Raw genomic sequence first — 23,912 nt, 5'->3', positions numbered from 1 at the left:
CGGTCCCGCTCGCCCCGGCTCATCCCACGGCCGGCCCCGGCGAGAACCGCACCGGCAACCCCACCAACCCCCGCAGCCACGGTGACGGTCGACGTGTCAGGGACGTTGCCGGGACCGCGAGGTCCAGGTCGGGGAGGCGGTCCAGGAGGACCTCGATGCCTGTTCGGGCGATGACCTCGGCGGCTTCCTGGGCCGGGAACGGGCACCGGTGCTCGCCGTGGCCGAAGGAGAAGTGCGCGTTGTTGCCCCCGGTCAGGGCGGAGCCGTGGGTGCGGACACGTGGGTCCGAGTTGGCCCCCTGGAGGCCCAGCAGCACCAGATCGCCCGCACGGAGGACCCGGCCACCGAGCCGCGTGTCCCGGGTCGTCCACCGCCCCGCCGCGTTCTGGACCGGCGCGTCCTCCCACAGCACCTCGTTCATGGCCTCGGCCACACTGCTGCGCCCCCCGAACAGCGACGCCGCGAACCGCTCGTCCGTCAGCATCAGCCGCAGCGAGTTGCCGATCCAGTCCGCCGTCGGCTGGTGCCCCACCGCCAGCATCACCATCACGTCATGGGTGACCTCCTCCACCGTCACCTCGTACGCCCGCGCGTTCGCCAGCAGCCGCGAGACCACGTCGTCCCCAGGCCGCTGCCGGCGCTCCGCCACCAGCCGGCCCATCGCGGCGTGCAGATATTCCTCGGCCGCCACCGCCCGGTCCTGGCCGTCGAGGATGTCGTTCAGCGCCGCCACCAGCCCCGGCGCGTGCTCCTCCCGGAAACCGAACAGGAACGCCAGCACCCGCGCGGGCAGCGGCGCCGCGAACTGCCCCACCAGGTCGGCCGCGCCCACCCCGCACACCACGTCGATCAACTCGTCGGCGAACCGCTCGACATGACCGCGCAGCTCCAGCGGGTCGACCGCCTCCCACGCCTCCTCGATCAGCGCGGTGCGCTGCCGGTGCCGCTCGCCGACCGTGCCGAGGACCGACGGCTGCTCCGGGCTGATCACGGGCAGCAGCGGCCAGTCGGCCGGGATGTTCGGCCACTGGTTCCACAGCTCGGAGTTCCGGCTGAACAGTTCCGGATCGCTCGTCACCTGGTGCAGCTCGCGGTAGCCGAGCACCAGCCACGCCGGCACGCCCCCGTCCAGCAGCACGGGCACGACCTCCCCGTGCTCCCGCCGCAACTCCCCGTAAAGGGCGGCGGGTTCGCCCCGGAAACGCGCACCGAAGAGGGGGACGGGCGGGGCCCCGGGTACGGAGTGGCCGTCGCCGTTCTCAGAGGTTGCGAAGTCCAACTAACACCTGCTCCAGAATGTCCAGATCGACCAGGGTGGCCTGGTTCGGATGCCGGGCGCTGACGCGGCCCGCCGTGAGGAGGTCGGAGAGCAGCACCTTGGTGATGCTCACCGGCAGCCGCAGTTCGGCGGCGATCTCCACCACCGCCGTCGGTCGTTCCGTCAGCCGCAGGATCGTCACATGTTCCGACTGCATGCCCGGTATCGGCTGGCTCTCCGCGACCACCAGGGTCACCAGGTCGAACGGTGCTCCGGGCGCGGACCGGCTGCGGCCCCCGGTGAGCGTGTACAGCCGGTCGGGCAGGTCGTCCCTGCCGGGCCGGCTCATGACGTACGGGGCGCCAGAGCCGTGGCCGCGACCACGGTCGTCGTCGTACCCGTGGCGCCACCGGCGGCCGTGCGGGTCGGGTGGCGCGGCCGTGCGCTCAGGTGCTCGCCCAGCTGTTCGACGAGCTCGCTCATGTTGTGCCCGACGAGCCCGGCGTCCGCCTCCTCGTCCGTCACCACGGCCAGATGCGCGCCCTCGCCCGCCTCCACGATGAACAGGACCCCGCCGTAGAACTCCGCCATTGCCGACCGCACGCCCCCGCTGCCGTCGCCGAACTGGATGGACGCCCCGTGGGACAGCGACTGGATGCCGGCGGCGATCGCGGCCAACTGGTCGGCCTGGTCGACGGAGAGCTCGGGCGTACGGCACAGTTTCAGGCCGTCCCGGGAGAGGACGAGCGCGTGCCGGGCGCCCGGAGTGCGTTCCAGCAACCCCTCCATGAGCCAGGTGAGCCTGTCGTCGGCGGTGGAGCCGGTGCCGGTCATGGGGTGTCGTCGCCTTCCAGGTGGGGGTGCGTGCGGGGGTCCGGGGTCCGGGGTGGCTCTCCGGCCGGACCGGGGGTGGGGTCCGCGTACGGGTCGGGATCCGGGTAGGGGTCGGACCCTGCGTACGGGTTCGTGTCCGGGGCTGCGTAGGGGGCGGGCGTCGCGTACGGGTCCGGGGCGGGAGCCGTGTAAGGGTCAGGCTTCCCGTACGCGTCCCGGTTCGGGTCCGGGTCCGTGGCCGGGTCCCCGTAGGGGGAGAGCGGGGCCAGGTCCGGGGTGGGCGCGGTGTCCTCGTGCGGGGCCGGGCGTGTCTCCCGTACGGGTTCCCAGGCCGTCTCCCGTACCGGATCGAGTTCCCACTTGGCCTCCCGTGCGGGGTCGGGCGCCCACGGCAGCTCCGCGGCGGCCTCCGCCTCCCACGCGGCCTGCTTCGCCGCCTCCGGCTGCCATGCGAGCCCCCGCGCGGGCTCGGGCTCCCATCCGGCCTCCGGCGCGGGCCCGGGTGCCCAGCCCGTCTCCCCCGTCTCCCCTCCGAGCTCCGGTTCGGGTCCGGGTTCCCAGGCGGTTCCCCCTACGGCACCCCACTGGTGCTCCCGTACGGGCTCCAACTCGGGCTGCCGTACGGTCTCGGCGGGCGGCGCGGCCTCCCGTACGGGCTCCAGCGCGGCCTCCGGTGCGGCGGGCCCGGCGGGGGCCACGTACCGGTCGACGGCGGCGGCCGGGTTCGCCCGCTGGTCCATGGCTGCGGCCGGGTCCGGTGGCGTCGGCGCGACCGGCGCTCCCGTGGAGCTGTCGTCCCCCGTGGCCGTCCCCTGGACGAACGCCTGGTCCAACCCGCCCGTGCCGCGCACCGCGCGGCGGAAGCTGCTGAAGCGGACCGCGCCGGTGCTGGCCTCCTCGGCGGGCCGGGAGACGCGCTCGGGACGGGCCTCGGCGCCGGGGGCGTGCGCCCTGGTGCGCGCCTCCGCCTCCGCGAGGGACTGGCCGCGCCGACGCCGGGGGAGGGCGTCGGAAGGGGCGGAGGCGGTGGCGGTGGTGTCGTCGGCGGCCTCTCCGGGGGTGGCCGGAGCGACGGACTCGGTGTCGAACACCGGGCTGCCGGAGCCGAATGGGGAGCCCGTATCCGAGCTCGTATCCGAGCCTGTATCGGAGCCGAACTCAGAGCTGAACGACGAGGTGAAGGGTGAGGTGTAGGGGGCGCGGTGCGCAGGAGACCCGAACGCCCCGTCGCTCGGCGAGCCCGTCGTCGCGTCCGTCGGCGGAGCCGCAGGCGGTCGCCGGAAGCCGGACAGCGAGTCGATCAAAGCGTCGGCCACGGGGTCGGCGACCGGCGCGGCGGGAGCCTCCGGCGGGAACTCGTGCATGGGCGTCGGCTCGGCGTCCAGGTCGCGCGGGGCGCGTACGCCGGCGTACGTCGGTGGCGCGAAGGGCGCGGACGTCCCGGAGGACGTCGACGCGGGAGAGGTGGTCGTGGGGATCGTGCTCGCCAGGACGTCCTGCGGGATGAGCATCAGGACGCCCGTACCGCCACGCGCGGACGGCCGGAAGGAGATCTTCAGCCCGTGTTTGCGGGCGAGGCGGCCGACGACGGCGAGGCCGAGACGCGTGCCGGAGAGACTCGTGAGGTCGGCCGTCTCGCCCGCCACGGCGCGCTCGGCGCGACGGAGCTGGATGTCGCTCATGACCAGCCCGGAGTCCTCGACGGAGATGATCGCGCCGGCCGGGACCTCCTCGACGTACACATGGACCTCGGCGGTCGGCGGCGAGAAGTTCGCCGCGTTGTCGAGGAGTTCGGCGAGCGCGTGCATGACGCCCTCGGCGGCGTGGCCTGCGACGGCGGCCTCGCTGGAGGAGTGCAGCCGCACCCGGCGGTAGGCGCCGATCCGGCCCATCGCGCCCCGCAGGATCGACTCCATGGGGATCGGCCGTGCCCAGCGGCGGCCCGAGCGGGCGCCCGCGAGGACGGCGACGGAGTCGGCGAGCCGGCCCGCCTGGGCGGTGCGGTGGTCGAGGTGGAGGAGGTCGGCGAGGACGTCCTCGTCGGCGTGACGTTCCTCCATGGCCCGCAGATCGGCGAGGGTGCCGGTGGCGAGCGCCTGCATCCGGCCGGCCACGTTGGCGGTCACGGCGAGCAGGGCGGTGCGCTCGGTCTCGGCCCGCTCGGCGCGTTCGGTGAGCAGGGACCGCTCCTGGGCGGTCTCCTGCGCCGTACGGTCCCGCTCGTCGGTGAGCCGTTCGCGCTCGCGCTCGGCCTCCGTGGTCAGCCGTATCCGTTCCCGTGCGAACTCGGCCGCGATCCGTGCCCGTTCCTGCACGAACTCCTCGGTCAGCCGCCCGCGTTCCTGGGTGTGCTCCTCGGCCGTCCTGGCCCGTTCCTGGAGCAGCAGACCGGTCTCCCGGGAGACCGCGTCCAGCCGCTGCCGCAGCAGGCGCACCGACACGCGCGCGTGCACGGCGACCGCGACGGCCACCGTCAGCAGCAGCGCGGTCGCGCCCGCGCCGGCCGTGAGGGGTATCCGTGCGTCCGGCTGCGCCGACGCGACGACCGAGCCGACGGCCGTCGCGGAGAGCACGGCGGTCACCAGGGGTAACGGAAGGACTGAACGCAGGGCGGGGCGTTCGCCCGGGGGGCGAGGGGGGCTGGGCGCGGTCATCGGCGGGTGTCCTCGGTCGGTTCTGAACTCGGTAACGCAGTCGGTTCCTGGAGGCGGTAACTCGGTCGGTCCCTGAACGAGAAGCGACGTCTGGTGCTCAATTGGGCGTCACTATATGGGAGTTCGTGACGGTGGTTGGCCGGTTTCGAGTTAGCTCCGCGGATTCCGGCCAACGTGCCCGGTGAGCGGCGCGCCGCCTGTCCACGGACCGGACGATCACCTCGGGGTCGCGCGTCGTCACTGTCAGTGGTCGGGTGCATCCTGGAACGCATGACGGACATCGGGGGTGTGACGGGTCGTGGTGCGACGGGTCGTGGTGCCGCGCGTGCGCGGGATGCGGCAGGTGATGTGGACGGGGCAGGTGGTGCCGCCCGCGCGGCGGAGCTGCGGGGCGCGCTGTCGGCCGCGCTGCGGGCGGCGGGCGTGCGCGGCGAGACCGCGTTCGACGCGACCGCCCGCGCGCTGACGACGATGGACGCGTCCAACTACCGCCGGGTGCCGCTGGGCGTGGTCGCGCCCCGGGACGCGGACGACGTGGCGGCCGTCCTGTCCGTCTGCCGCGAACACGGCGTCCCGGTCGTCGCGCGCGGCGGCGGCACCTCGATCGCCGGGCAGGCCACGGGCACGGGCATCGTCCTGGACTTCACCCGCCACCTGAACAGGCTGGTCTCCCTCGACCCCGAGGCGCGCACGGCGGTCGTCCAGCCCGGCCTGGTCCTGGACCGCCTCCAGGCGGCCGCCGCCCCGCACGGCCTGCGCTTCGGCCCCGACCCCTCCACCCACAGCCGCTGCACTCTCGGCGGCATGATCGGCAACAACTCCTGCGGTTCGCACTCGGTCGCCTGGGGCACGACGGCGGACAGCGTGCGCGAGCTGTCGGTGATCGCGGGGAGCGGCGGCGTACGGAGACTGGCCCAGGGCTGGTCCGGCGCCCCGGACGGTCTCCGCCCGCTGGTGGAGCGGGAGTTGGCCCGCCTGCGCACCGGCTTCCCCGACCTCCCGCGCCGCATCTCCGGCTACGCCCTCGACGCCCTCCTCCCGGAGAACGGCGCGGATGTGGCCCGCTCCTTCTGCGGCTCCGAGGGCACGCTCGGAGTGCTCACGGAGGCGGTCGTACGGCTCGTCGAGGCGCCCCGCGCGCGTGCCCTCGCCGTCCTGGCGTACGCCGACGAGAGCGCGGCGGCCGAGGCGGCCCCCGGTCTGCTGCCGCTGGGCCCGCTGACAGTGGAGGGCATGGCGGCGGACCTCGTCCCGCCGGGCGCGACCGGCCTCCCGGAGGGCGGGGCCTGGCTGTTCGTGGAGGCGGGCGGCGACACACCCGCCGAGGCTCGGGCCCGCGCCGACGCCCTGGTCCGCGCGGCCGACGCCGCCGACGCGCTGGTGGTCACGGACCCCGCCGCGCAGCGCGCGCTCTGGCGCATCCGCGAGGACGCGAGCGGTACGGCCACCCGCATGCCCGACGGTACCGAGGCCTGGCCCGGTTGGGAGGACTGCGCGGTCCCACCGGCCCGACTCGGCGCGTACCTACGGGACTTCCGGGGCCTGCTGCGCGCCCACGACCTGCGCGGCACGCCCTACGGCCACTTCGGCGACGGCTGCATCCACGTCCGCATCGACTTCGACCTGCTGACCTCGCCGGGCATCGGCCGCTTCCGCCGCTTCTCCGAGGAACTGGCCGAACTGGTCACCGCGCACGGCGGCTCCCTCTCCGGCGAACACGGCGACGGCCAGGCCCGCGCGGAACTCCTGCCGAAGATGTACGGCGCCGAGATGGTCCGGCTGTTCGAGCAGGTGAAGGGCGTCTGGGATCCCGACGACCTCCTGAACCCCGGCATGCTCGTCCGCCCGGCCCCCCTCGACACCAACCTCCGCTTCGCGGTCCTCCCGCGCACACCCGTGCCGGTGGAGTTCGCCTACCCGGACGACGGCGGTGACTTCTCCGCGGCGGTACGACGCTGTGTGGGCGTCGCGAAGTGCCGTACGACCGAGGTGAGTCCGGCCTCCGGGGCCGTCATGTGCCCCTCCTTCCGCGTCACCGGGGAGGAGGAGCACTCCACGCGGGGCCGGGCCCGCCTCCTGCACGAGATGCTGGCCGGCGAGGTGGTCACCGAGGGCTGGCGCTCGCCCGAGGTGCGGGACGCCCTCGACCTCTGCCTCTCCTGCAAGGGCTGCCGCTCCGACTGCCCGGTCGGCGTCGACATGGCCACGTACAAGGCGGAGTTCCTCCACCACCACTACGCGGGGCGCCGCCGCCCGGCCGCCCACTACGCGATGGGGTGGCTGCCGCGGTGGCTCGGCCTGGTGGCCCGTACCCGCACGGCCGGACTCGTCGGCTTCCTCGCCGGAGTACGTCCCCTGGCCGCGCTCGCCAAGCGGCTGGGCGGGATCGCGGAGGAGCGTGAGCTGCCACGGCCGGCGAGGGTGCCGTTCACGCGGTGGTACCACCGGATGCTGAAGGAGGAGGCGCGGCGGGAGGAGGCGGCTGCGGAGGGGGCGGAGTTCCCGGAAGTGGGGGAGGAGGCGGCCGTCGAGAGTCCGTTCGGCGGTTCTGGCTTCCGGCAGCGGCGGAAGTGGGACGTCAGGGGGCGTCCCCCCGGCCCGGCGGAACTGGCCGACGCGCTCGCCGAGATGGGCGCCGACGTGAACGTCGAGGCGGATGACGAGGCCGACGGCGAGGGTGGGGGCCGCGAGGGTGGGGCCCACGAGTCGCCCACGACCGTGCTGCTGTGGACGGACACCTTCACGGAGTACCTCTCGCCGTCCGTGGGCCAGGCGGCGCTGAAGGTGCTGGAGGCGGCCGGGCTCCATGTGATCGTGCCGCCGACGCTGTGGATGAAGCGGAAGCCGTCCTGGGCGCGGCGGGCGGAGGCGGGCGAGGAGGTCGCCCTCACCCAACTGCGCCTCACACGGGCCCTGTTCGCGATGCGGACGGGCCGGGTCTGCTGCGGGCTGACGTACATCTCGACGGGCCAGCTCGACCGGGCCCGCGCGGTGCTGCGCCGCACGCTCGACATCCTCGACGTGTTCCTGAGCCCGATCCCGCAACGGCTCCTGGACGAGGACCCGGACCTCGCCCCGCCTCCCCTCCCCGTCGTCGTCCTCGAACCGAGCTGCGCGGCGACGCTCCGCTCCGACCTGCCCGAACTCCTCCCCGACGACCCCCGGGCCCACAAGCTCGCCGCCTCGGTCATCACCTTCGCGGAGGCGCTCGAACGCCATGCCCCGCACTGGACCCCACCCGCCGTCGACCGCCCGGTCGCCGGCCAGACCCACTGTCACCAGCACGCGGTACTGGGCGACGCCCCCGACCGCCGCCTCCGCGCGGCCGCCGGCCTCACCGGCGCCCTCAGCGGCGGCTGTTGCGGCCTCGCGGGCAACTTCGGCTTCGAGAAGGGCCACTACGACGTCTCCGTGGCCTGCGCCGAGGAGCAACTCCTCCCGGCGGTCCGGGACGCGACCGACGACACGCTCGTCCTGGCGGACGGCTTCTCCTGCCGGACACAGCTGGAGCAACTCGCGGGAAGGCGCGGACTGCACTTGGCGGAGGTGCTGGCGGAGGGCCTGGCAGCGGCAGAGGAGCGGGCGGAGGACGGCGGCCGGGACCGCTGAACCGGCGCCCGAAGGGCGGGGGCTCCCCGCCCGCGCCCCCGCACGCCACCTCACTAACTGTTCGTGTTCAAGTGGACACGGGGGGCATCGGGGTGGTCGAGATGTTCGGGGGGCACATGGACCGCCACGACGGCGAGACGGAGAAGGAGCGGAGCGGGACGGAGGAGAGGCAGGGTGGGACGGAGAAGGGGCAGGGCGAGACGGAGGCGAAGGGCGGCGACAACCGGGCGGCGGCACCGGGGGAGCCGACGGCCCCGAAGTACGAGCGGGACCGCATCGCCGAGCATGTGATCGGGCATGTCGTCGGCGGTTCCATCGTCGGCGTGATGGCCTGGTTCTGGACCCAGACCCCGATCGGGTTCGTGATGACCGTGATCTGGGGCTTCGGCGTCTACGGCTGGAACAAGAGCCCCCAGGTGCGGGGTTGGTCCCGGCGGCGACGGATCCGCCTGGGCGTCGCGATCACCACGGTGTACTGGACGTTCGCCTTCCTGGTGATGTGACCGCGGAACGGACCGACGGCCTCAGGCGCCCTGCTGCTCCCCCAGCCCCACCGCGCGGCCGTCCTCGTCCCACCTGATCTCCAGGATCCGTACGACGGCGTCACGGTCGAGGGGCCCGAACACATGGGGGAACAGGACGTCCTCGCCGACACCCGGCGGCGGAGCGGGGGCGGCGGCCTCGAACTCCACCCGGGCGGTCAGCCGTTCCTCGTCGAGGACGAGGACGTGCAGCGGCTTGGGCGCGTCCCGGTAGAAGGCGTTGACGACGGCCAGCGTCGTCGCCTCCTCCGGCGAACAGTGCACGAAACCGTCCTCCGGGAGCGACGCGGGGGCGTACGGCTGGTCGGGGCGGGCGGTCCAGGCGTCCAGGGATACGACGTGGTAGATCACAGGCCGGTTATACAGCAGCGCCCGACCCGCCTCCTCCAGCCCCCGGGCATCACGACCGAACACCCGCCGCTGCGCTCGATGCGGTGACCTGGGAGCGGACGCCGACGCCCACGTCGACGTACGGTCGGTGGTTCGTTCGTGGAGATGGGGAGGCAGAGTGCGTGCCAACAGCTGGGTCAGTACGTCGATGCCGTATCTGACGCCGAGGGAGAACGGGCGGGGCGACGCCTGGGCCGAGGAGGCCGCGGCGCGGGGGCGCCGGGGCACCCAGCGGATCCTGCACGCCGGTGAGGTGGCGGCGCCCACCGAAGTCGCACGGCTGCTGGGGCTGGCCGAGGGCGAGCCGGTCGTCGTACGCCGCAGGCTGATCCTCCTCGACGACCTGCCGACCGAACTGACCGACACCTACTACCCGTTGGCCATCGCTCACGGCACCGGTCTCGCCGGGACCGCCAAGATCCCCGGCGGGGCGGTGACGTTGCTCGCCCGGCTCGGCCATGTCGGCGCCCGCGTCCGCGAGGACGTGACGGCCGACAACCCGGACGACGAGGAGCGCGAGACCCTGCGCACCGCCCCCGGTGAACCGGTGCTGCGCCTGACCAGGGTCACCCTCGACCACGACGACCGACCCCTCCAGGTCGACCGCATGGTGATGCCGGCCCTGCGCCAGCGACTGCGCTACGAGATCGCGATCGACCACCGAACTGGATGACGAAGCCCAAGCCCAGACCCGCCCCCAGACCCGACCCCGAACCGACGCCGCCGTGGCCCCCTCGCGGGCACCGCCACCGCCACGCCGCTCACCGGCAAGCCGCAGCGGACGTGACCACCGCCGACGGTGCCACCTTCCGGCCGCGGCTGAAGGCCGGACCCGTCGTGCTGCCCGCCCCCGGCGGCACCGTCCAGGTCAAGGGCGCCGGATACAACCGCGCGCCCAGGGCGACTTCCTCGCCTTCTGCGTGATCCCGGACGGCGTCCGGTGGGCGCCCCCACGACGCACACCGCCCTCCCCGGCCTCCCCGGGACCCCCGCCTCAGGCCGAGCTCGGTCCGTGATCAGCCCGTCGGGCCGCTCCGGGCCTGCCCGGCCTTCCCCCGACCCGCCTTCCCCCGCCCCACCTGCGTCCGCACCGCCCCCATGCTCGCCCCGATGACCAGGGCGATCGCGAGGGCCTCGATGGTGGTGAGGGCCTGGTCGAGGATGAGGAAACCGGCCGTGGCGGCGATCGCGGGCTCCAGGCTCATGAGGATCGCGAAGGTGGAGGCGGGCAGTCGGCGCAGCGCGAGGAGTTCGAGGGTGTACGGGAGGACGGAGGAGAGCACGGCCACGGCGGCGCCCAGGGCGAGCGTCGTCGGCTCGACGAGCCGGCCTCCCGATTCGACGATCCCCAGCGGCAGGAACAGCACCGCCGCGACGGCCATGGCCAGCGCCAGCCCGTCGGCCTGCGGGAACCGCCGCCCCGTACGCGCGCTGAAGACGATGTACAGGGCCCACGCCAGCCCGGCGGCCAGGGCGAAGGCGATGCCCAGCGGGTCGAGGCCGCCGACTCCGCCGCCCTTCCCGAGCAGGAAGACGCCGCAGAGGGCCAGCCCGGCCCACACCATGTTCAGCGCCCGCCGGGACGCGAGGACGGAGAGCGTCAGCGGGCCGAGCACCTCCAGGGTGACGGCGAGGCCGAGGGGGATACGGGCGACGGCCTGGTAGAAGAGGCCGTTCATCGCGGCCATGGTGACGCCGAAGGCGACCACCGTCCCCCAGTCGGTGCGCGAGTGCCCGCGCAGCCGGGGCCGGCAGATCACCATCATCACCAGCGCGGCCACCGCGAGCCGGAGCGTCACCACCCCGAGCGCCCCGGCGCGCGGCATCAGAGTCACCGCCAGCGCCCCGCCGAACTGCACCGATATCCCACCGGCCAGCACCAGCCCCACGGGCCCGAGGGAGCCCAGGCCGCGCGCGCGGCGCACGCCGTCGGGGGCGGGCGCGGCCGGGGGTACGGCCGTCGCGGCGGGCGCGGACTGTTCAGCGCGGGGGAGTGTCACGGGGACCGTCCAGAAGAGCGGAGAGCGAGGCAGAGGGGGCGACGAACCGACGTCGTTCAGTATGGAGGACTTGACAGTGCAAAGCAATGGACTAAGTCATGCCTGTAGCCAACTTTGCACCTTACCTACGCGGCGCGTCACCTTTGCGATGGGGCCTCCCGGCCACTGTGGATTCGCCGTGGCCCGGAGCTTGATGGGCAGGCATGTCCAAGCCCACTAGTGTCTGGAATCGGACACAGCCGTTTTCCCGGCCTTGAGCAGGTCTCTTTCCTCGCAGAGGCGCGCAGAGGCGCGCGGAGTCGCCTGGTCCACGCCGCGACGACCGCGGGCGTGGCAAGGATCCTGACGGCCGGAAACGGACAAAAGCCCATGTGTGAACCCCACGCCCGCCGCCCGGCGGGCCGATGATCCGTCGGGGCCCCGCCTGCTGGCCCCGACGGTGTGTGGCCTCGCTAGGCCGGTATTGCTCTTACCTGCTCTGGATCCACACGACTATCAAGGAGACGAGGGCGGCTCCGGCAGCCGAGCCGGCGCCGCGCAAGACCTGGTGAGCCGTCACCCGCCCCCAGTTTTTCCAACGCTCCCGGGCTTTCTTCCGGCTGACTTCGCCGGGAGACTCGTTACACTTCATGCGTAGGGTGCCCTTCCTGATCATCGAAGGTGTGCTCTGCCAGGGAGCCCTCGGCCGGATGCTTGCCGGCTAGGCCAGGGGCTCCCTCTTTTTTTATGACATCTTCCCACTCTTCCGGAAAAGGCGAAAAGTCCCCTTTGGGATGAAAGAGGCATGCTTTTCCGGCTACCTCGCCTTGAAGGATCAATTGCCTTGAATTGGTCCTTGTCAGGCATTGAACGATCACCCATAATTCCTTTGCCGAACAACAGGAATGTGGAGGTGCCGTGATCCGGTCGGAAGGTAAGTGGAAAAAGAGTTCGCACAGCGACATCAATGGCGCGTGCCTGGAAATCAAGGCCCACGGAGTTCTTCTTGTTCGGGACTCGAAGGTGCCGAACAAGGGATGCGTGACATGCGGTGTCGACGCGTGGGCTGATTTCATTGAATCCATCAAGACATGTTCTTTACCCTTCTCTTGATCCGGTCCGAGGTGCGGTCTCACGCGGCGACGGTGACCCCGTCCCTGATGTCCTCCGCCACATTGCGTTCGACGTCCCAGAAGGCGTCCAGGTAGTCCGCAGGTGTCCGCCTGGATCCGTACTTCGGCATCGCCTCGCTGAGCAGGACGTCCCCTTCGGGGTTCTCCAGGTAGGCGACCAGGTCGTCGGTGCCGCCGGAGAACTCGAAGATCTGGTACGGCGTCCGGAACAGCGGGTACATGCCCTTGCTGAACGGGACGTACTGGATCTGGACGTTCGGGTAGTCGTTGAAGCGCAGCAGCGCGTCGAGCTGCTGCTGCATGATGGTCTCGTTCCCGATGGTCCGACGCAGAACGGATTCGTCGAGAATGAAGAAGAATTCCGCCTCGGTGGATTCCAGTGCGCGCTGCCGGCGCATGCGGAGTTCTACGCTCATATCGAGGTCGGAGCCACTCCAGACTTCCTTCTGGATGGAGCGTGCGTATTCTTCTGTCTGGAGCAGTCCGGGTACCACGTTCCGCTCGTAGTTACGTACGATGGACGCTGACTCCTCGTAGGAGATGTAGGCTTCCAGTTCCGAGGACATGACGCTCCTGTACGGGGCGTACCAGGAGGGCTGACGTGCTGCCTTTGCCAGGTCGATCAGCTGCGCCGCCTCGTCCTCCGCGATTCCGTAATGCTGTACGAGTGCCATCGCGTCGGTAATGTTGACGCCGATTTTCCCGTTTTCCAGGCGAATTACCTTGCTGGGCGACCAGGCGAATGCCTCGGCGACCTGCTGCTGTGTCATTCCGGCGGATTCTCGCGCGCGCTTGAGGCGATCTCGCAGGCGTTGGCGGAGAAACATCGGATTTTCGGACATGATCACGGCAGCCCTTTCTCGTGGAGGCAGGTGCGCGGCCGCGTCCGCCGGTGCGACTGAGGCCGCAGGTGAGACAGGTTAGCGGGCGTCGTGGCATCGTGCCTGCTGACAGGGCCATGCCCGGCAGGATGCGTGGTGACCGTGACGTGCCTTGCGTCCTGACCCGTAGCGCTGTGTCGCATGCAAGAGAGAAAGGTAGCCCTTACCTTCCTTCCAATCCGATAGAAGCTAAATTGCCACATAGCACAAGTTTCCATGGCTGAACGCGTCCCGGCAAGGGTCGTCGCTGCGAGGGTGGTACGGGAGAGGCGGGCGTCCACGGCAGGCGATTCAAGGGGGTAACGAGTTTTCCTTGGCCTGGGCACGCCTGCCGAATCGGGGGCGGGGGCGCCACCAAAAATGCAAGCATGCTTGCTTGTTTCTGGGTCCGCTGCCATGCTCCCCCCATGGCCGACCCCACACCCGTGATCGACGATCTCCGTGCCGAGAGCGAGGAACTCGACCTGCTCGTGGCCGAGTTGAGCTCGGAGGAGTGGGCGCTCGCGACGCCCGCGCCCGGCTGGACCGTCGCCCACCAGATCGCGCACCTCGCCTGGACGGACCACTCGTCCGTGCTGGCCGTGACCGACCAGGCCGCCTTCGCCCGTGAGGTCGAAAGCGCGATGACCGCGCCCGGCGACTTCGTGGACAGGGGCGCCGAGGAAGGGGCCGGAAAACCGCCCGCCGAACTGCTCGCGGACTGGCGGGCCGGTCGCGACGCCCTGGACGCCGCCCTGCGCGCGGCACCCGAGGGCGCGCGCTTCCCCTGGTACGGCCCGCCCATGTCCACCGCCTCGATGGCGACCGCCCGCCTCATGGAGACCTGGGCCCACGGCCTGGACATCGCCGACGCGCTGGGCGTCCCCCGGATCACCCCCGGCGACCGCCTCCGGCACATCACCCGACTCGGCATCCGCACCCGCGACTTCGCCTTCGGGGCGCACGGACTGACCCCGCCCTTCGAGGAGTTCCGCGTCGAACTCACCAGCCCCACAGGCGAGTTGTGGACGTACGGCCCCGAGGACGCGACCGACCGCGTCACCGGCCCCGCACTCGACCTCTGCCTCCTGGTCACCCAGCGCGCCCACCGCTCCGACCTCGCCCTGCGCGCCGAAGGCGCAGGCGCCGACCGCTGGCTGGACATCGCCCAGGCCTTCGCGGGCCCGCCGGGCGCCGGGCGCGCGGCGAAGGGAGCCACCCCGTGACGGCGGCCCCCCTGCGCATAGGCAACGCCTCCGGCTTCTACGGCGACCGCTTCGACGCCATGCGCGAGATGCTCACCGGCGGTGAACTCGACGTCCTCACCGGCGACTATCTGGCCGAGCTGACCATGCTCATCCTCGGCCGCGACCGCCTGAAGGACCCCGCCGGCGGGTACGCGCGCACGTTCCTGCGCCAGTTGGAGGAGTGCCTGGGGCTCGCGCACGAGCGTGGCGTGCGGATCGTCGCCAACGCCGGCGGCCTCAACCCCGCCGGACTCGCCGACGCCGTACGGGAGTTGGCGAGCCGGCTCGGCGTCCCCGTCCGGGTCGCGCACGTCGAGGGCGACGACCTGACCGCCGACCACCCTGGCAGCCTCGCCGCCCACGCCTACCTCGGCGGCTTCGGCATCGCGGCCTGTCTGCGGGAGGGCGCCGACATCGTGGTCACCGGCCGGGTGACGGACGCGGCCCTGGTGACCGGGCCCGCCGCCGCGCACTTCGGCTGGGGACCGGGGGAGTACGACCGCCTCGCGGGCGCCGTCGTCGCCGGTCACGTCCTGGAGTGCGGGGCGCAGGCCACCGGCGGCAACTACGCCTTCTTCCACGAGTCGGCCCCGGCCGCCCTGCGTCGCCCCGGCTTCCCCCTCGCCGAACTCCACGCCGACGGCACGGCCGTGATCACCAAACACCCCGGCACCGGCGGCCTCGTCGACGTCGGCACGGTCACCGCGCAACTCCTCTACGAGACGGGCGGCGCCCGGTACGCGGGCCCCGACGTCACCGCCCGCCTCGACACGATCACGCTCACCCAGGACGGCCCCGACCGCGTCCGGGTCCACGGCGTACGCGGCGAGGCCCCGCCCCCGACCCTCAAGGTCGGCCTCAACCGGCTCGGCGGCTTCCGCAACGAGGTCACCTTCGTCCTGACCGGCCTGGAGATCGAACGCAAGGCCGCCCTCGTCCGCGACCAGTTGGAGACCGCGCTCGCCGCCGCCAAGTCCCGTCCGGCGCACGTGGACTGGGAGCTGGCCCGCACCGACCACCCCGACGCCCGCACCGAGGAGACCGCCAGCGCCCTCCTCCGCCTCGTCGTCCGCGACCCGGACCAGGCCGCCGTCGGCCGGGCCCTCAGCGGCGCCGCCGTCGAGCTGGCCCTCGCGAGCTACCCCGGCTTCCACGTCCTGGCCCCACCCGGAAAGGGCGCCCCCTACGGGGTGTTCGAGGCGGCCCACGTCGCCCGGGACGCCGTGCGGCACGTCGCCGTCCTCCACGACGGCCGCCGACTGCCCGTGCCGCCGGGCGACGACACCCTCCCCCTGCGACCGGTCGACGAGCCGGCCCTCCCGGAGCCGCTGCCGCCCGGCCTTCCCACCCGCCGCGCGCCCCTCGGCCTCGTCGCCGGCGCCCGCAGCGGCGACAAGGGCGGCAACGCCAACATCGGCCTCTGGGCCCGTACGGACGACGCGTGGCGTTGGCTGGCCCACACCCTCACCACCGCCCGGCTGCGCGCACTCCTGCCGGAGACGGCGGACCTGCCGGTCACCCGGCACACGCTGCCCAACCTGCGCGCCCTCAACTTCGAGATCGTCGGCATCCTCGGCGAGGGCGTCGCCTCACAAGCCCGCTTCGACCCCCAGGCCAAGGCCCTCGGCGAATGGCTCCGCTCCCGCCACCTGGACGTACCGGAGATCCTGCTGTGACCGTCCTCAGCTCGGCCCTCGACCCGAACGCCCCCGACCACGCCGCGAACCGCGAGGCCATGCTCGCGCGGCTCGCCGAGCTCGACGCCGAGCACGCGAAGGCCCTCGCCGGAGGCGGGGAGAAGTACGTCGCCCGGCACCGGGGGCGCGGCAAGCTGCTCGCCCGCGAGCGCATCGAACTGCTGCTGGACCCCGACACGCCCTTCCTCGAACTGTCGCCGCTCGCCGCCTGGGGCAGCGAGTACACCGTCGGCGCCTCGCTCGTCACCGGCATCGGGGTCGTCGAGGGCGTCGAGTGCCTGATCACCGCCAACGACCCGACCGTACGCGGCGGCGCGAGCAACCCGTGGAGCCTGAAGAAGGCCCTCCGCGCCAACGACATCGCCCTCGCCAACCGGCTGCCCTGCATCAGCCTGGTGGAGTCCGGAGGAGCCGATCTCCCCTCCCAGAAGGAGATCTTCATCCCCGGCGGCGCGATCTTCCGCGACCTCACCCGGCTCTCCGCCGCCGGCATCCCCACGATCGCCGTCGTCTTCGGCAACTCCACCGCCGGCGGGGCCTACATCCCCGGCATGTCCGACCACGTGATCATGGTCAAGGAACGCGCGAAGGTGTTCCTCGGCGGCCCGCCCCTCGTCAAGATGGCCACCGGCGAGGAGAGCGACGACGAGTCCCTCGGCGGCGCCGAGATGCACGCGCGCACCTCGGGCCTCGCCGACCACTTCGCCGTCGACGAGCCGGACGCCCTGCGCCAGGCCCGCCGGGTCGTCGCCCGCCTCAACCACCGCAAGGCGTACGCCGATCCGGACCCGCACCTGGTCCAGCCCCCCAAGTACGACGCCGAGGAACTCCTCGGCATCGTCCCGGGCGATCTGAAGGCGCCCTTCGACCCCCGCGAGGTCATCGCCCGGATCGTCGACGCCTCCGACTTCGACGAGTTCAAGCCCCTCTACGGCACCAGCCTCACCACCGGCTGGGCCACCCTCCACGGCTATCCCGTCGGCATCCTCGCCAACGCCCGAGGGGTGCTGTTCAGCGAGGAGTCCCAGAAGGCGGCCCAGTTCATCCAGCTCGCCAACCAGCGCGACATCCCCCTCCTCTTCCTCCACAACACCACCGGCTACATGGTCGGCAAGGAGTACGAGCAGGGCGGCATCATCAAACACGGCGCGATGATGATCAACGCGGTCAGCAACAGCCGGGTCCCGCACCTGTCCGTCCTCCTCGGCGCCTCGTACGGCGCCGGTCACTACGGCATGTGCGGCCGCGCCTACGACCCCCGCTTCCTCTTCGCCTGGCCCAGCGCCAAGTCGGCCGTGATGGGCCCGCAGCAGCTCGCGGGCGTCCTGTCGATCGTGGCCCGGCAGTCGACGGCGGCCAAGGGACGGCCGTACGACGAGGACGCGGACGCCGCCCTGCGCGCGATGGTGGAGCAGCAGATCGAGTCCGAGTCGCTCCCGATGTTCCTGTCCGGACGGCTGTACGACGACGGGGTCATCGACCCCCGCGACACCCGCACCGTCCTCGGCCTGTGCCTGTCCGCGATCCACACGGCGCCCTACGAGGGCGCGCGCGGTGGCTTCGGCGTCTTCCGGATGTGAGGGAAGCAGTGATCACTTCTGTGCTCGTGGCCAACCGGGGCGAGATAGCCTGCCGGATCTTCCGCACCTGCGCCGAGCTGGGCATCCGTACCGTCGCCGTGCACTCCGACGCCGACGCGGGCGCCCTCCACACCCGCGTCGCCGACGCGGCCGTACGGTTGCCGGGCGCGGCCCCGGCCGACACCTATCTGCGCGGCGACCTGCTTGTGAAGGCGGCCCTCGCCGCCGGCGCCGACGCCGTCCACCCCGGCTACGGCTTCCTCTCCGAGAACCCGGACTTCGCCCGTGCCGTCCAGGACGCGGGCCTCGTCTGGATCGGCCCGCCCCCCGAGGCGATCGAGGCCATGGCGTCCAAGACCCGCGCCAAGGAACTCATGGGCCTCACCCCCCTCGACGAGGCCGAGGTCACCGAGAAGGACCTCCCGGTCCTGGTGAAGGCGGCGGCGGGCGGCGGCGGACGCGGCATGCGCGTCGTACGCCGGCTCGACGAGCTGCCCGCCGCCCTGGAGAGCGCCCGCGCCGAGGCCGCGAGCGCCTTCGGGGACGGCGAGGTCTTCGTCGAGCCGTACCTCGAGGACGGCCGCCACGTCGAGGTCCAGGTCCTCGCCGACACCCACGGCACCGTCTGGCCGCTCGGTACCCGCGACTGCTCCCTGCAACGCCGCCACCAGAAGGTCGTCGAGGAGGCCCCGGCCCCCGCCCTGTCGGACGAGCTCACCGAGGAACTCCACACCCTGGCCGTACGCGCCGCCCGAGCCGTGGACTACGTCGGCGCGGGCACGGTCGAGTTCCTGGTGTCCGACGGCACGGCCCACTTCCTGGAGATGAACACCCGCCTCCAGGTCGAACACCCGGTCACGGAAGCCGTCTTCGGCCTCGACCTGGTCGCCGAACAGCTCCGCGTCGCCGAGGGCCACGCCCTGCCCACCGCCCCGCCGACCGCACAGGGCCACGCGATCGAGGCCCGCCTGTACGCCGAGGACCCGGCCCGCGCGTGGGCCCCGCAGACGGGCACCCTGCACCGACTGGCGGTCCCCGAGGGCGTCCGCCTGGACACCGGCTACGAGGACGGCGACACGATCGGCGTCCACTACGACCCCCTGCTCGCCAAGGTGATCGCCCACGCCCCCACCCGGGCGGAGGCGATCCGCAGACTGGCGGGCGCCCTGGAACGGGCGACGCTCCACGGCCCGACCACCAACCGGGCCCTGCTGGTGAACTCCCTGCGCCACGAGGAGTTCACGTCCGCCCGCATGGACACGGGCTTCTACGACCGCCACCTCACCGACCTCACCACCCCCGCCCCCGACCCGTACGCCCCGCTCGCCGCCGCCCTGGCCGAGGCCACCGAGGGCGACCCCCGTTTCGGCGGCTTCCGCAACGTGCCCTCCCAGCCCCAGGTCAAGCGGTACGCAACGGCGGGGGAGGAGCACGAGGTCCACTACCGGCACACCAGGAACGGCCCCGAGGCGGACGGGGTCCGTGTCGTCCACGCCGCCCCCCGCCGCGTCGTCCTCGAAGTGGACGGCGTCCAGCGGAAGTTCGACGTCACCCGCTACGGCGACCGGATCCACGTCAACACCACGACGCTCACCGCCGTCCCCCGCTTCCCCGACCCCACCACCCAACAGGCCCCCGGCTCCCTCCTGGCCCCCATGCCGGGCACGGTCGTCCGTGTGGCGGAGAACCTGCAGCAGGGCACATCCGTACAGGCGGGCCAACCCCTCCTCTGGCTGGAGGCGATGAAGATGGAACACAAAATCACGGCCCCGACGACGGGAACCCTGACGGCCCTGCACGCGGCAGTTGGCCAACAGGTGGAAATGGGCGCACTTCTGGCCGTGGTTCAAGGGCAGCCCACCTAAGGGGCGCGGGGAACTGCGCGACAGGCCCCCACAGACCCGCACCCTCCAAACAACGAACGAACCCTCCCCCTGAGGAGCCCTCTCATGCCGTCCCCGGTCCTCGAAAGCGAAGAACACAAAGCCCTACGAGCCGCCGTCTCCGCCCTCGGAAAACGCTACGGCCGCGACTACATCACCACGATCAACAAAGAGGGCCGCCACCCCGACGAACTCTGGTCCGAGGCCGCCAAACTCGGCTACCTGGGCGTCAACCTCCCCGAGGAGTACGACGGCGGAGGCGGCGGCATAGCCGAACTCTCCATCGTGCTCGAAGAGCTGGGCGCCGCAGGCTGCCCCCTGCTCATGATGATCGTGTCGCCCGCCATCTGCGGCACCGTCATCGCCCGCTTCGGCACCAAGGCCCAGCAACAGACCTGGCTGCCCGCTCTGGCGAACGGCACCCGCCTCATGGCCTTCGGCATCACCGAACCCGACGCCGGCTCCAACAGCCACCGCATCACCACCACGGCCCGCCGCGACGAGGCCGGCGACTGGCTGCTCACGGGCCGCAAGGTCTTCATCTCCGGCGTCGACCGGGCGGACGCCGTCCTCATCGTCGGCCGCACCGAGACCGTGTCCACCAAGGAGGGCCGCCCCGGCACCCTCAAGCCCTGCCTCTTCATCGTCCCCACCGACACCCCCGGCTTCGAGTACCGGCAGATCGACATGGAACTCCGCGCCGTCGAGAAGCAGTTCGAGCTGAGCTTCGACGACATGCGGCTCCCCGCCGACGCCCTGGTCGGCGACGAGAACGCCGGCCTCCTCCAGCTGTTCGCCGGCCTCAACCCCGAGCGCATCATGACGGCCGCGTTCGCCATCGGCATGGCCAGGTACGCCCTCGGCAAAGCCGTCGAGTACGCCCGCGACCGCACGGTCTGGGGGCAGCCCATCGGCGCGCACCAGGCGATCGCCCACCCCCTCGCCCAGTCCCACATCGAACTCGAACTGGCCCGCCTGATGATGCAGAAGGCGGCCCACCTCTACGACGCCGGCGACGACGCGGCGGCCGGCGAGGCCGCCAACATGGCCAAGTACGCGGCGGGCGAGGCCTGCGTGCGAGCCGTCGACCAGGCCGTGCACACCCTCGGTGGCAACGGCCTCACGGCCGAGTTCGGCCTCGCCTCACTGATAACCGCCGCGCGCGTGTCTCGTATCGCGCCGGTGAGCCGGGAGATGATTCTCAACTACGTCTCCCACCAGACCCTGGGCCTGCCGAAGTCGTACTGACACTTTCCAGGCCCACACCTGGTCGCCCTGGAGGAACCATGTTCCGCAGCGAGTACGCAGACGTCCCACCCCTCGAACTCCCCATCCACGACGCCGTCCTGGGCCGCGCCGCCGAGTTCGGCGACCTGCCCGCGCTGATCGACGGAGTCGACGGCACGACCCTCACCTACGAACAGCTGAACCGCTTCCACCGGCGGCTCGCGGCCGCGTTCGCCGACGCGGGCGTCCGCAAGGGCGACGTCCTCGCCCTGCACAGCCCCAACACCATCGCCTACCCGACGGCGTTCTACGCGGCCACCCGCGCGGGCGCCACCGTCACCACCGTGCACCCGCTGGCCACCCCCGGTGAGCTGGCCACACAGCTCCAGGACTCCGGGGCGAGCTGGATCGTCACGGTCTCACCGCTGCTGGAGACCGCCCGCACCGCCGCCGAACGCGTCGGCGGCATACGGGAGATCTTCGTCTGCGACAGCGCCCCCGGCCACCGCTCGCTGATCGACATGCTGGCCTCCGCCGCGCCCGAACCGGCCGTCGACATCGACCCGGTGACCGACCTCGCGGCCCTCCCGTACTCCTCCGGCACGACCGGCGTCCCCAAGGGCGTCATGCTCACCCACCGGTCCATCGCCACCAACCTCGCCCAGCTCGAACCGGTCATGCCCGCCGGCCCCGGCGACCGCATCCTCGCCGTACTCCCGTTCTTCCACATCTATGGGCTCACCGCCCTGATGAACGCCCCGCTGCGGCTCGGCGCCACGGTCGTCGTCCTGCCCCGCTTCGACCTGGAGGGCTACCTCAAGGCGATCGCCGAACACCGCATCACCCACCTCTACGTGGCCCCGCCGATCGTCCTCGCCCTCGCCAAACACCCGGCCGCCGAGCGCTACGACCTCTCCACGGTCCAGCACATCCTCTCGGCCGCGGCCCCCCTCGACGCGCGCCTCGCCGCCGCCTGCTCCACCCGCCTCTCCCTGCCGCCCGTCGTCCAGGGCTACGGCATGACCGAACTCTCCCCCTGCTCCCACCTGGTCCCCCTCGTCCAGGCCGCCGTCGCACCCCCCGGCACCGTCGGCAAACTCATCGCCGGCACCGAGATGCGGATCGTCTCCCTCGACGACCCCGGAAAGGAGGTCGGCGTCGGCGAACCCGGCGAGATCGTCATCCGGGGTCCCCAGGTCATGAAGGGCTACCTGGGCCGCCCCCAGGCCACCGCGGAGATGATCGACGCCGACGGCTGGCTCTTCACCGGCGACATCGGACACGTCGACGCCGACGGCTGGCTGTACGTCGTCGACCGCGTCAAGGAACTCATCAAGTACAAGGGTTTCCAGGTCGCCCCCGCCGAACTCGAAGCCCTCCTCGTCACCCACCCCGGCATCGCCGACGCCGCCGTCATCGGCCACTACGACGACGACGGCAACGAGGTCCCGCACGCCTTCGTCGTCCGCCGGCCCACCGCGCACGCCCTCTCCGAAGGCGAGGTGATGATGTACGTCGCCGAACGCGTCGCCCCCTACAAGCGCGTCCGCCACGTCACCTTCATCGCCGACGTGCCCCGCGCGGCCTCCGGGAAGATCCTCCGCCGCGAACTCAGGGAGCGCCTATGACCGAAACCGAGACCGACACCGCCGCGGGCCTCAGCCCCCTCGTACGTGTCACGCACCACCGGGGCATCGCCACCCTCACCCTCGACTCCCCGGCCAACCGCAACGCGCTCTCCGTGCCCCTCGTGAGGGAGCTCTCGGACGCGCTCACCCGGTGCGGTGAGGACGACGACGTACGCGCCGTCGTCCTCACCCACACCGGGAACACCTTCTGCGCGGGCGCCGACCTGCGCGACCCACCCGACCCGAAGGCCCTGGTCGATCTGCTCCGCCGGATCCTCGAACTGCCCCGGCCCGTCGTCGCCCGCGTCACCGGCCACGTCCGCGCGGGCGGCCTCGGCCTGCTCGGCGCCTGCGACATCGCCGTCGGCGGCCCGGACGCCGGGTTCGCGCTCACCGAGGTCCGCATCGGCGTCGCGCCCGCCGTCATCTCCCTCACCCTGCGGCCCCGCACCGACCCCCGCGCCCTCGCCCGCTACTCCCTCACCGGCGAGAGGTTCGGCCCCGCCGAAGCCGCCCGCATCGGCGTGCTCACGATGGCCGGCGCCGATGTCGACGACCTGCTCGAACCCGTCCTCGACGGACTGCGCCGAGCCTCACCGAGGGCCCTGACGGAGACGAAACGCCTGCTCACGGCTAAGGTGCTGGAGAACTTCGACGCGGACGCGGGCGAACTGACCAGCCTCTCGTCCCGATTGTTCGCCTCCGCCGACGCCCGCGAGGGCATGACGGCGTTCCTCGAAGGACGGGACCCGGGATGGGTGTTGTGAGCATGACGGAAACAGGGCCGGGCGTGGATCGCGGCCCCAAGCAGGACCGCAGCCGCGCCACCCGCCAGCGCCTCCTGGAAGCCGCCGTCGCCTGCCTCGCCGAACACGGCTGGGCCGGCTCCACCGTCTCCGTCGTCGCCGAACGCGCCGGCGTCTCCCGGGGCGCCGCCCAACACCACTTCCGCACCCGCGAGGACCTGTTCACCGCCGCCGTCGAATACGTCGCCGAAGAGCGCTCCCTCGCCCTGCGCGCCCTCTTCCCCGAGGGCACCGCCGACCGCCGCGCCGTCGTCTCCGCCGTCGTCGACCTCTTCACCGGCCCCCTCTTCCGCGCCGCCCTCCACCTCTGGGTCGCCGCCTCCAACGAGGACCAGCTCCGCTCCCGCGTCACCGAACTCGAAGCCCGCGTCGGCCGCGAGACCCACCGCATCGCCGTCGACCTCCTGCGCGCCGACGAGACCGTCCCCGGCGTCCGCGAAACCGTCCAGGGCCTCCTCGACATGGCCCGCGGCCTCGGCCTCGCCAACCTCCTCACCGACGACACGAGCCGCCGCGACAAGGTGGTGGCCCAGTGGGCGGCCCTGCTCGACGAGAAACTCGGCTGAGGCGCCCCCGGGACATCAA

The 23,912-nt window shown here is 72.3% G+C and carries 20 protein-coding genes; 12 read left to right on the top strand and 8 right to left on the bottom strand.

The window, feature by feature from the left end:
• Positions 1-19: 19 nt before the first annotated feature.
• Genes PUR53_RS22655 through PUR53_RS22640 form a run of 4 tightly spaced genes read right to left on the bottom strand, consistent with a single transcriptional unit; the run spans position 20 to position 4,746 of the window.
• Complete coding sequence (locus tag PUR53_RS22655; protein ID WP_329899915.1) at positions 20-1,279, bottom strand: cytochrome P450; 1,260 nt, start codon at positions 1,277-1,279, stop codon at positions 20-22.
• Positions 1,260-1,607 carry a DUF742 domain-containing protein gene (locus tag PUR53_RS22650; protein WP_329899914.1) on the bottom strand — a complete coding sequence of 116 codons (348 nt, stop codon included), beginning with the start codon at positions 1,605-1,607 and terminating at the stop codon, positions 1,260-1,262. The genes PUR53_RS22655 and PUR53_RS22650 overlap by 20 nt, the downstream gene beginning before the upstream one ends.
• Positions 1,604-2,092 (bottom strand): roadblock/LC7 domain-containing protein, encoded by a 489-nt coding sequence (locus tag PUR53_RS22645; protein ID WP_239755310.1) that lies wholly within the window; start codon positions 2,090-2,092, stop codon positions 1,604-1,606. Before PUR53_RS22645 ends, PUR53_RS22650 begins: the two co-directional genes overlap by 4 nt.
• Complete coding sequence (locus tag PUR53_RS22640) at positions 2,089-4,746, bottom strand: sensor histidine kinase (protein ID WP_329909474.1); 2,658 nt, start codon at positions 4,744-4,746, stop codon at positions 2,089-2,091. The genes PUR53_RS22645 and PUR53_RS22640 overlap by 4 nt, the downstream gene beginning before the upstream one ends.
• A gap of 270 nt (positions 4,747-5,016) precedes the next feature.
• On the opposite strand from PUR53_RS22640, the gene PUR53_RS22635 reads away from it, so the two are divergent.
• Both PUR53_RS22635 and PUR53_RS22630 read left to right on the top strand, forming a co-directional pair.
• Positions 5,017-8,355 (top strand): FAD-binding and (Fe-S)-binding domain-containing protein, encoded by a 3,339-nt coding sequence (locus PUR53_RS22635; RefSeq protein WP_329909473.1) that lies wholly within the window; start codon positions 5,017-5,019, stop codon positions 8,353-8,355.
• A gap of 101 nt (positions 8,356-8,456) precedes the next feature.
• Complete coding sequence (locus tag PUR53_RS22630) at positions 8,457-8,858, top strand: hypothetical protein (RefSeq protein ID WP_329909472.1); 402 nt, start codon at positions 8,457-8,459, stop codon at positions 8,856-8,858.
• Positions 8,859-8,879: 21 nt separating this feature from the next.
• Here the strand turns inward: PUR53_RS22630 and PUR53_RS22625 are convergent, their stop codons facing one another.
• Positions 8,880-9,248 carry a DUF952 domain-containing protein gene (locus tag PUR53_RS22625; RefSeq protein ID WP_329909470.1) on the bottom strand — a complete coding sequence of 123 codons (369 nt, stop codon included), beginning with the start codon at positions 9,246-9,248 and terminating at the stop codon, positions 8,880-8,882.
• A gap of 157 nt (positions 9,249-9,405) precedes the next feature.
• Here PUR53_RS22625 and PUR53_RS22620 point away from each other — a divergent pair, with 157 nt between their 5' ends.
• Entirely contained in the window at positions 9,406-9,960 is a 555-nt protein-coding gene (locus PUR53_RS22620; protein WP_329909469.1) for a GntR family transcriptional regulator, read from the top strand.
• Positions 9,961-10,070: 110 nt separating this feature from the next.
• Entirely contained in the window at positions 10,071-10,211 is a 141-nt protein-coding gene (locus PUR53_RS22615; RefSeq protein ID WP_329909468.1) for a hypothetical protein, read from the top strand.
• A 92-nt stretch (positions 10,212-10,303) separates the two neighbouring features.
• Here the strand turns inward: PUR53_RS22615 and PUR53_RS22610 are convergent, their stop codons facing one another.
• From PUR53_RS22610 to PUR53_RS22600, 3 genes are all read right to left on the bottom strand, one after another.
• Entirely contained in the window at positions 10,304-11,287 is a 984-nt protein-coding gene (locus tag PUR53_RS22610; protein WP_329909467.1) for an EamA family transporter, read from the bottom strand.
• 620 nt (positions 11,288-11,907) lie between these two features.
• Positions 11,908-12,402, bottom strand: coding sequence for a hypothetical protein (locus PUR53_RS48265; RefSeq protein ID WP_443078235.1), 495 nt, complete (start codon positions 12,400-12,402; stop codon positions 11,908-11,910).
• Positions 12,399-13,241 carry a helix-turn-helix domain-containing protein gene (locus tag PUR53_RS22600; protein ID WP_329900097.1) on the bottom strand — a complete coding sequence of 281 codons (843 nt, stop codon included), beginning with the start codon at positions 13,239-13,241 and terminating at the stop codon, positions 12,399-12,401. The genes PUR53_RS48265 and PUR53_RS22600 overlap by 4 nt, the downstream gene beginning before the upstream one ends.
• 446 nt (positions 13,242-13,687) lie before the next feature.
• Between PUR53_RS22600 and PUR53_RS22595 the strand changes: the two genes are divergently transcribed.
• From PUR53_RS22595 to PUR53_RS22560, 8 genes are all read left to right on the top strand, one after another.
• The gene (locus PUR53_RS22595) at positions 13,688-14,485 is read left to right on the top strand and encodes a TIGR03084 family metal-binding protein (RefSeq protein ID WP_329909466.1); all 798 of its coding nucleotides are present in this window, start codon (positions 13,688-13,690) and stop codon (positions 14,483-14,485) included.
• The gene (locus PUR53_RS22590) at positions 14,482-16,182 is read left to right on the top strand and encodes an acyclic terpene utilization AtuA family protein (RefSeq protein ID WP_329909465.1); all 1,701 of its coding nucleotides are present in this window, start codon (positions 14,482-14,484) and stop codon (positions 16,180-16,182) included. Before PUR53_RS22595 ends, PUR53_RS22590 begins: the two co-directional genes overlap by 4 nt.
• Positions 16,179-17,783 (top strand): acyl-CoA carboxylase subunit beta, encoded by a 1,605-nt coding sequence (locus PUR53_RS22585; protein WP_329909464.1) that lies wholly within the window; start codon positions 16,179-16,181, stop codon positions 17,781-17,783. The genes PUR53_RS22590 and PUR53_RS22585 overlap by 4 nt, the downstream gene beginning before the upstream one ends.
• 8 nt (positions 17,784-17,791) lie before the next feature.
• The gene (locus tag PUR53_RS22580; RefSeq protein WP_329909463.1) at positions 17,792-19,648 is read left to right on the top strand and encodes an acetyl/propionyl/methylcrotonyl-CoA carboxylase subunit alpha; all 1,857 of its coding nucleotides are present in this window, start codon (positions 17,792-17,794) and stop codon (positions 19,646-19,648) included.
• Between the two features lie 84 nt (positions 19,649-19,732).
• Positions 19,733-20,914, top strand: coding sequence for an acyl-CoA dehydrogenase family protein (locus tag PUR53_RS22575; protein WP_329909462.1), 1,182 nt, complete (start codon positions 19,733-19,735; stop codon positions 20,912-20,914).
• Positions 20,915-20,952: 38 nt separating this feature from the next.
• Positions 20,953-22,521 (top strand): 4-coumarate--CoA ligase family protein, encoded by a 1,569-nt coding sequence (locus tag PUR53_RS22570; protein WP_329909460.1) that lies wholly within the window; start codon positions 20,953-20,955, stop codon positions 22,519-22,521.
• Complete coding sequence (locus PUR53_RS22565; protein ID WP_329899899.1) at positions 22,518-23,288, top strand: enoyl-CoA hydratase family protein; 771 nt, start codon at positions 22,518-22,520, stop codon at positions 23,286-23,288. The genes PUR53_RS22570 and PUR53_RS22565 overlap by 4 nt, the downstream gene beginning before the upstream one ends.
• A complete protein-coding gene (locus PUR53_RS22560; protein ID WP_329899898.1) occupies positions 23,276-23,893 on the top strand; it encodes a TetR/AcrR family transcriptional regulator in 618 nt (205 codons plus the stop codon). The genes PUR53_RS22565 and PUR53_RS22560 overlap by 13 nt, the downstream gene beginning before the upstream one ends.
• Positions 23,894-23,912 lie beyond the last annotated feature (19 nt).

Source organism: Streptomyces sp. SP18BB07, assembly GCF_036322545.1.
In the GTDB taxonomy this organism is placed as follows: Bacteria; Actinomycetota; Actinomycetes; order Streptomycetales; family Streptomycetaceae; genus Streptomyces; species Streptomyces deccanensis.
Note: the sequence above shows the minus strand (reverse complement) of the source record. Positions and strands in the feature narration are given on the sequence as shown.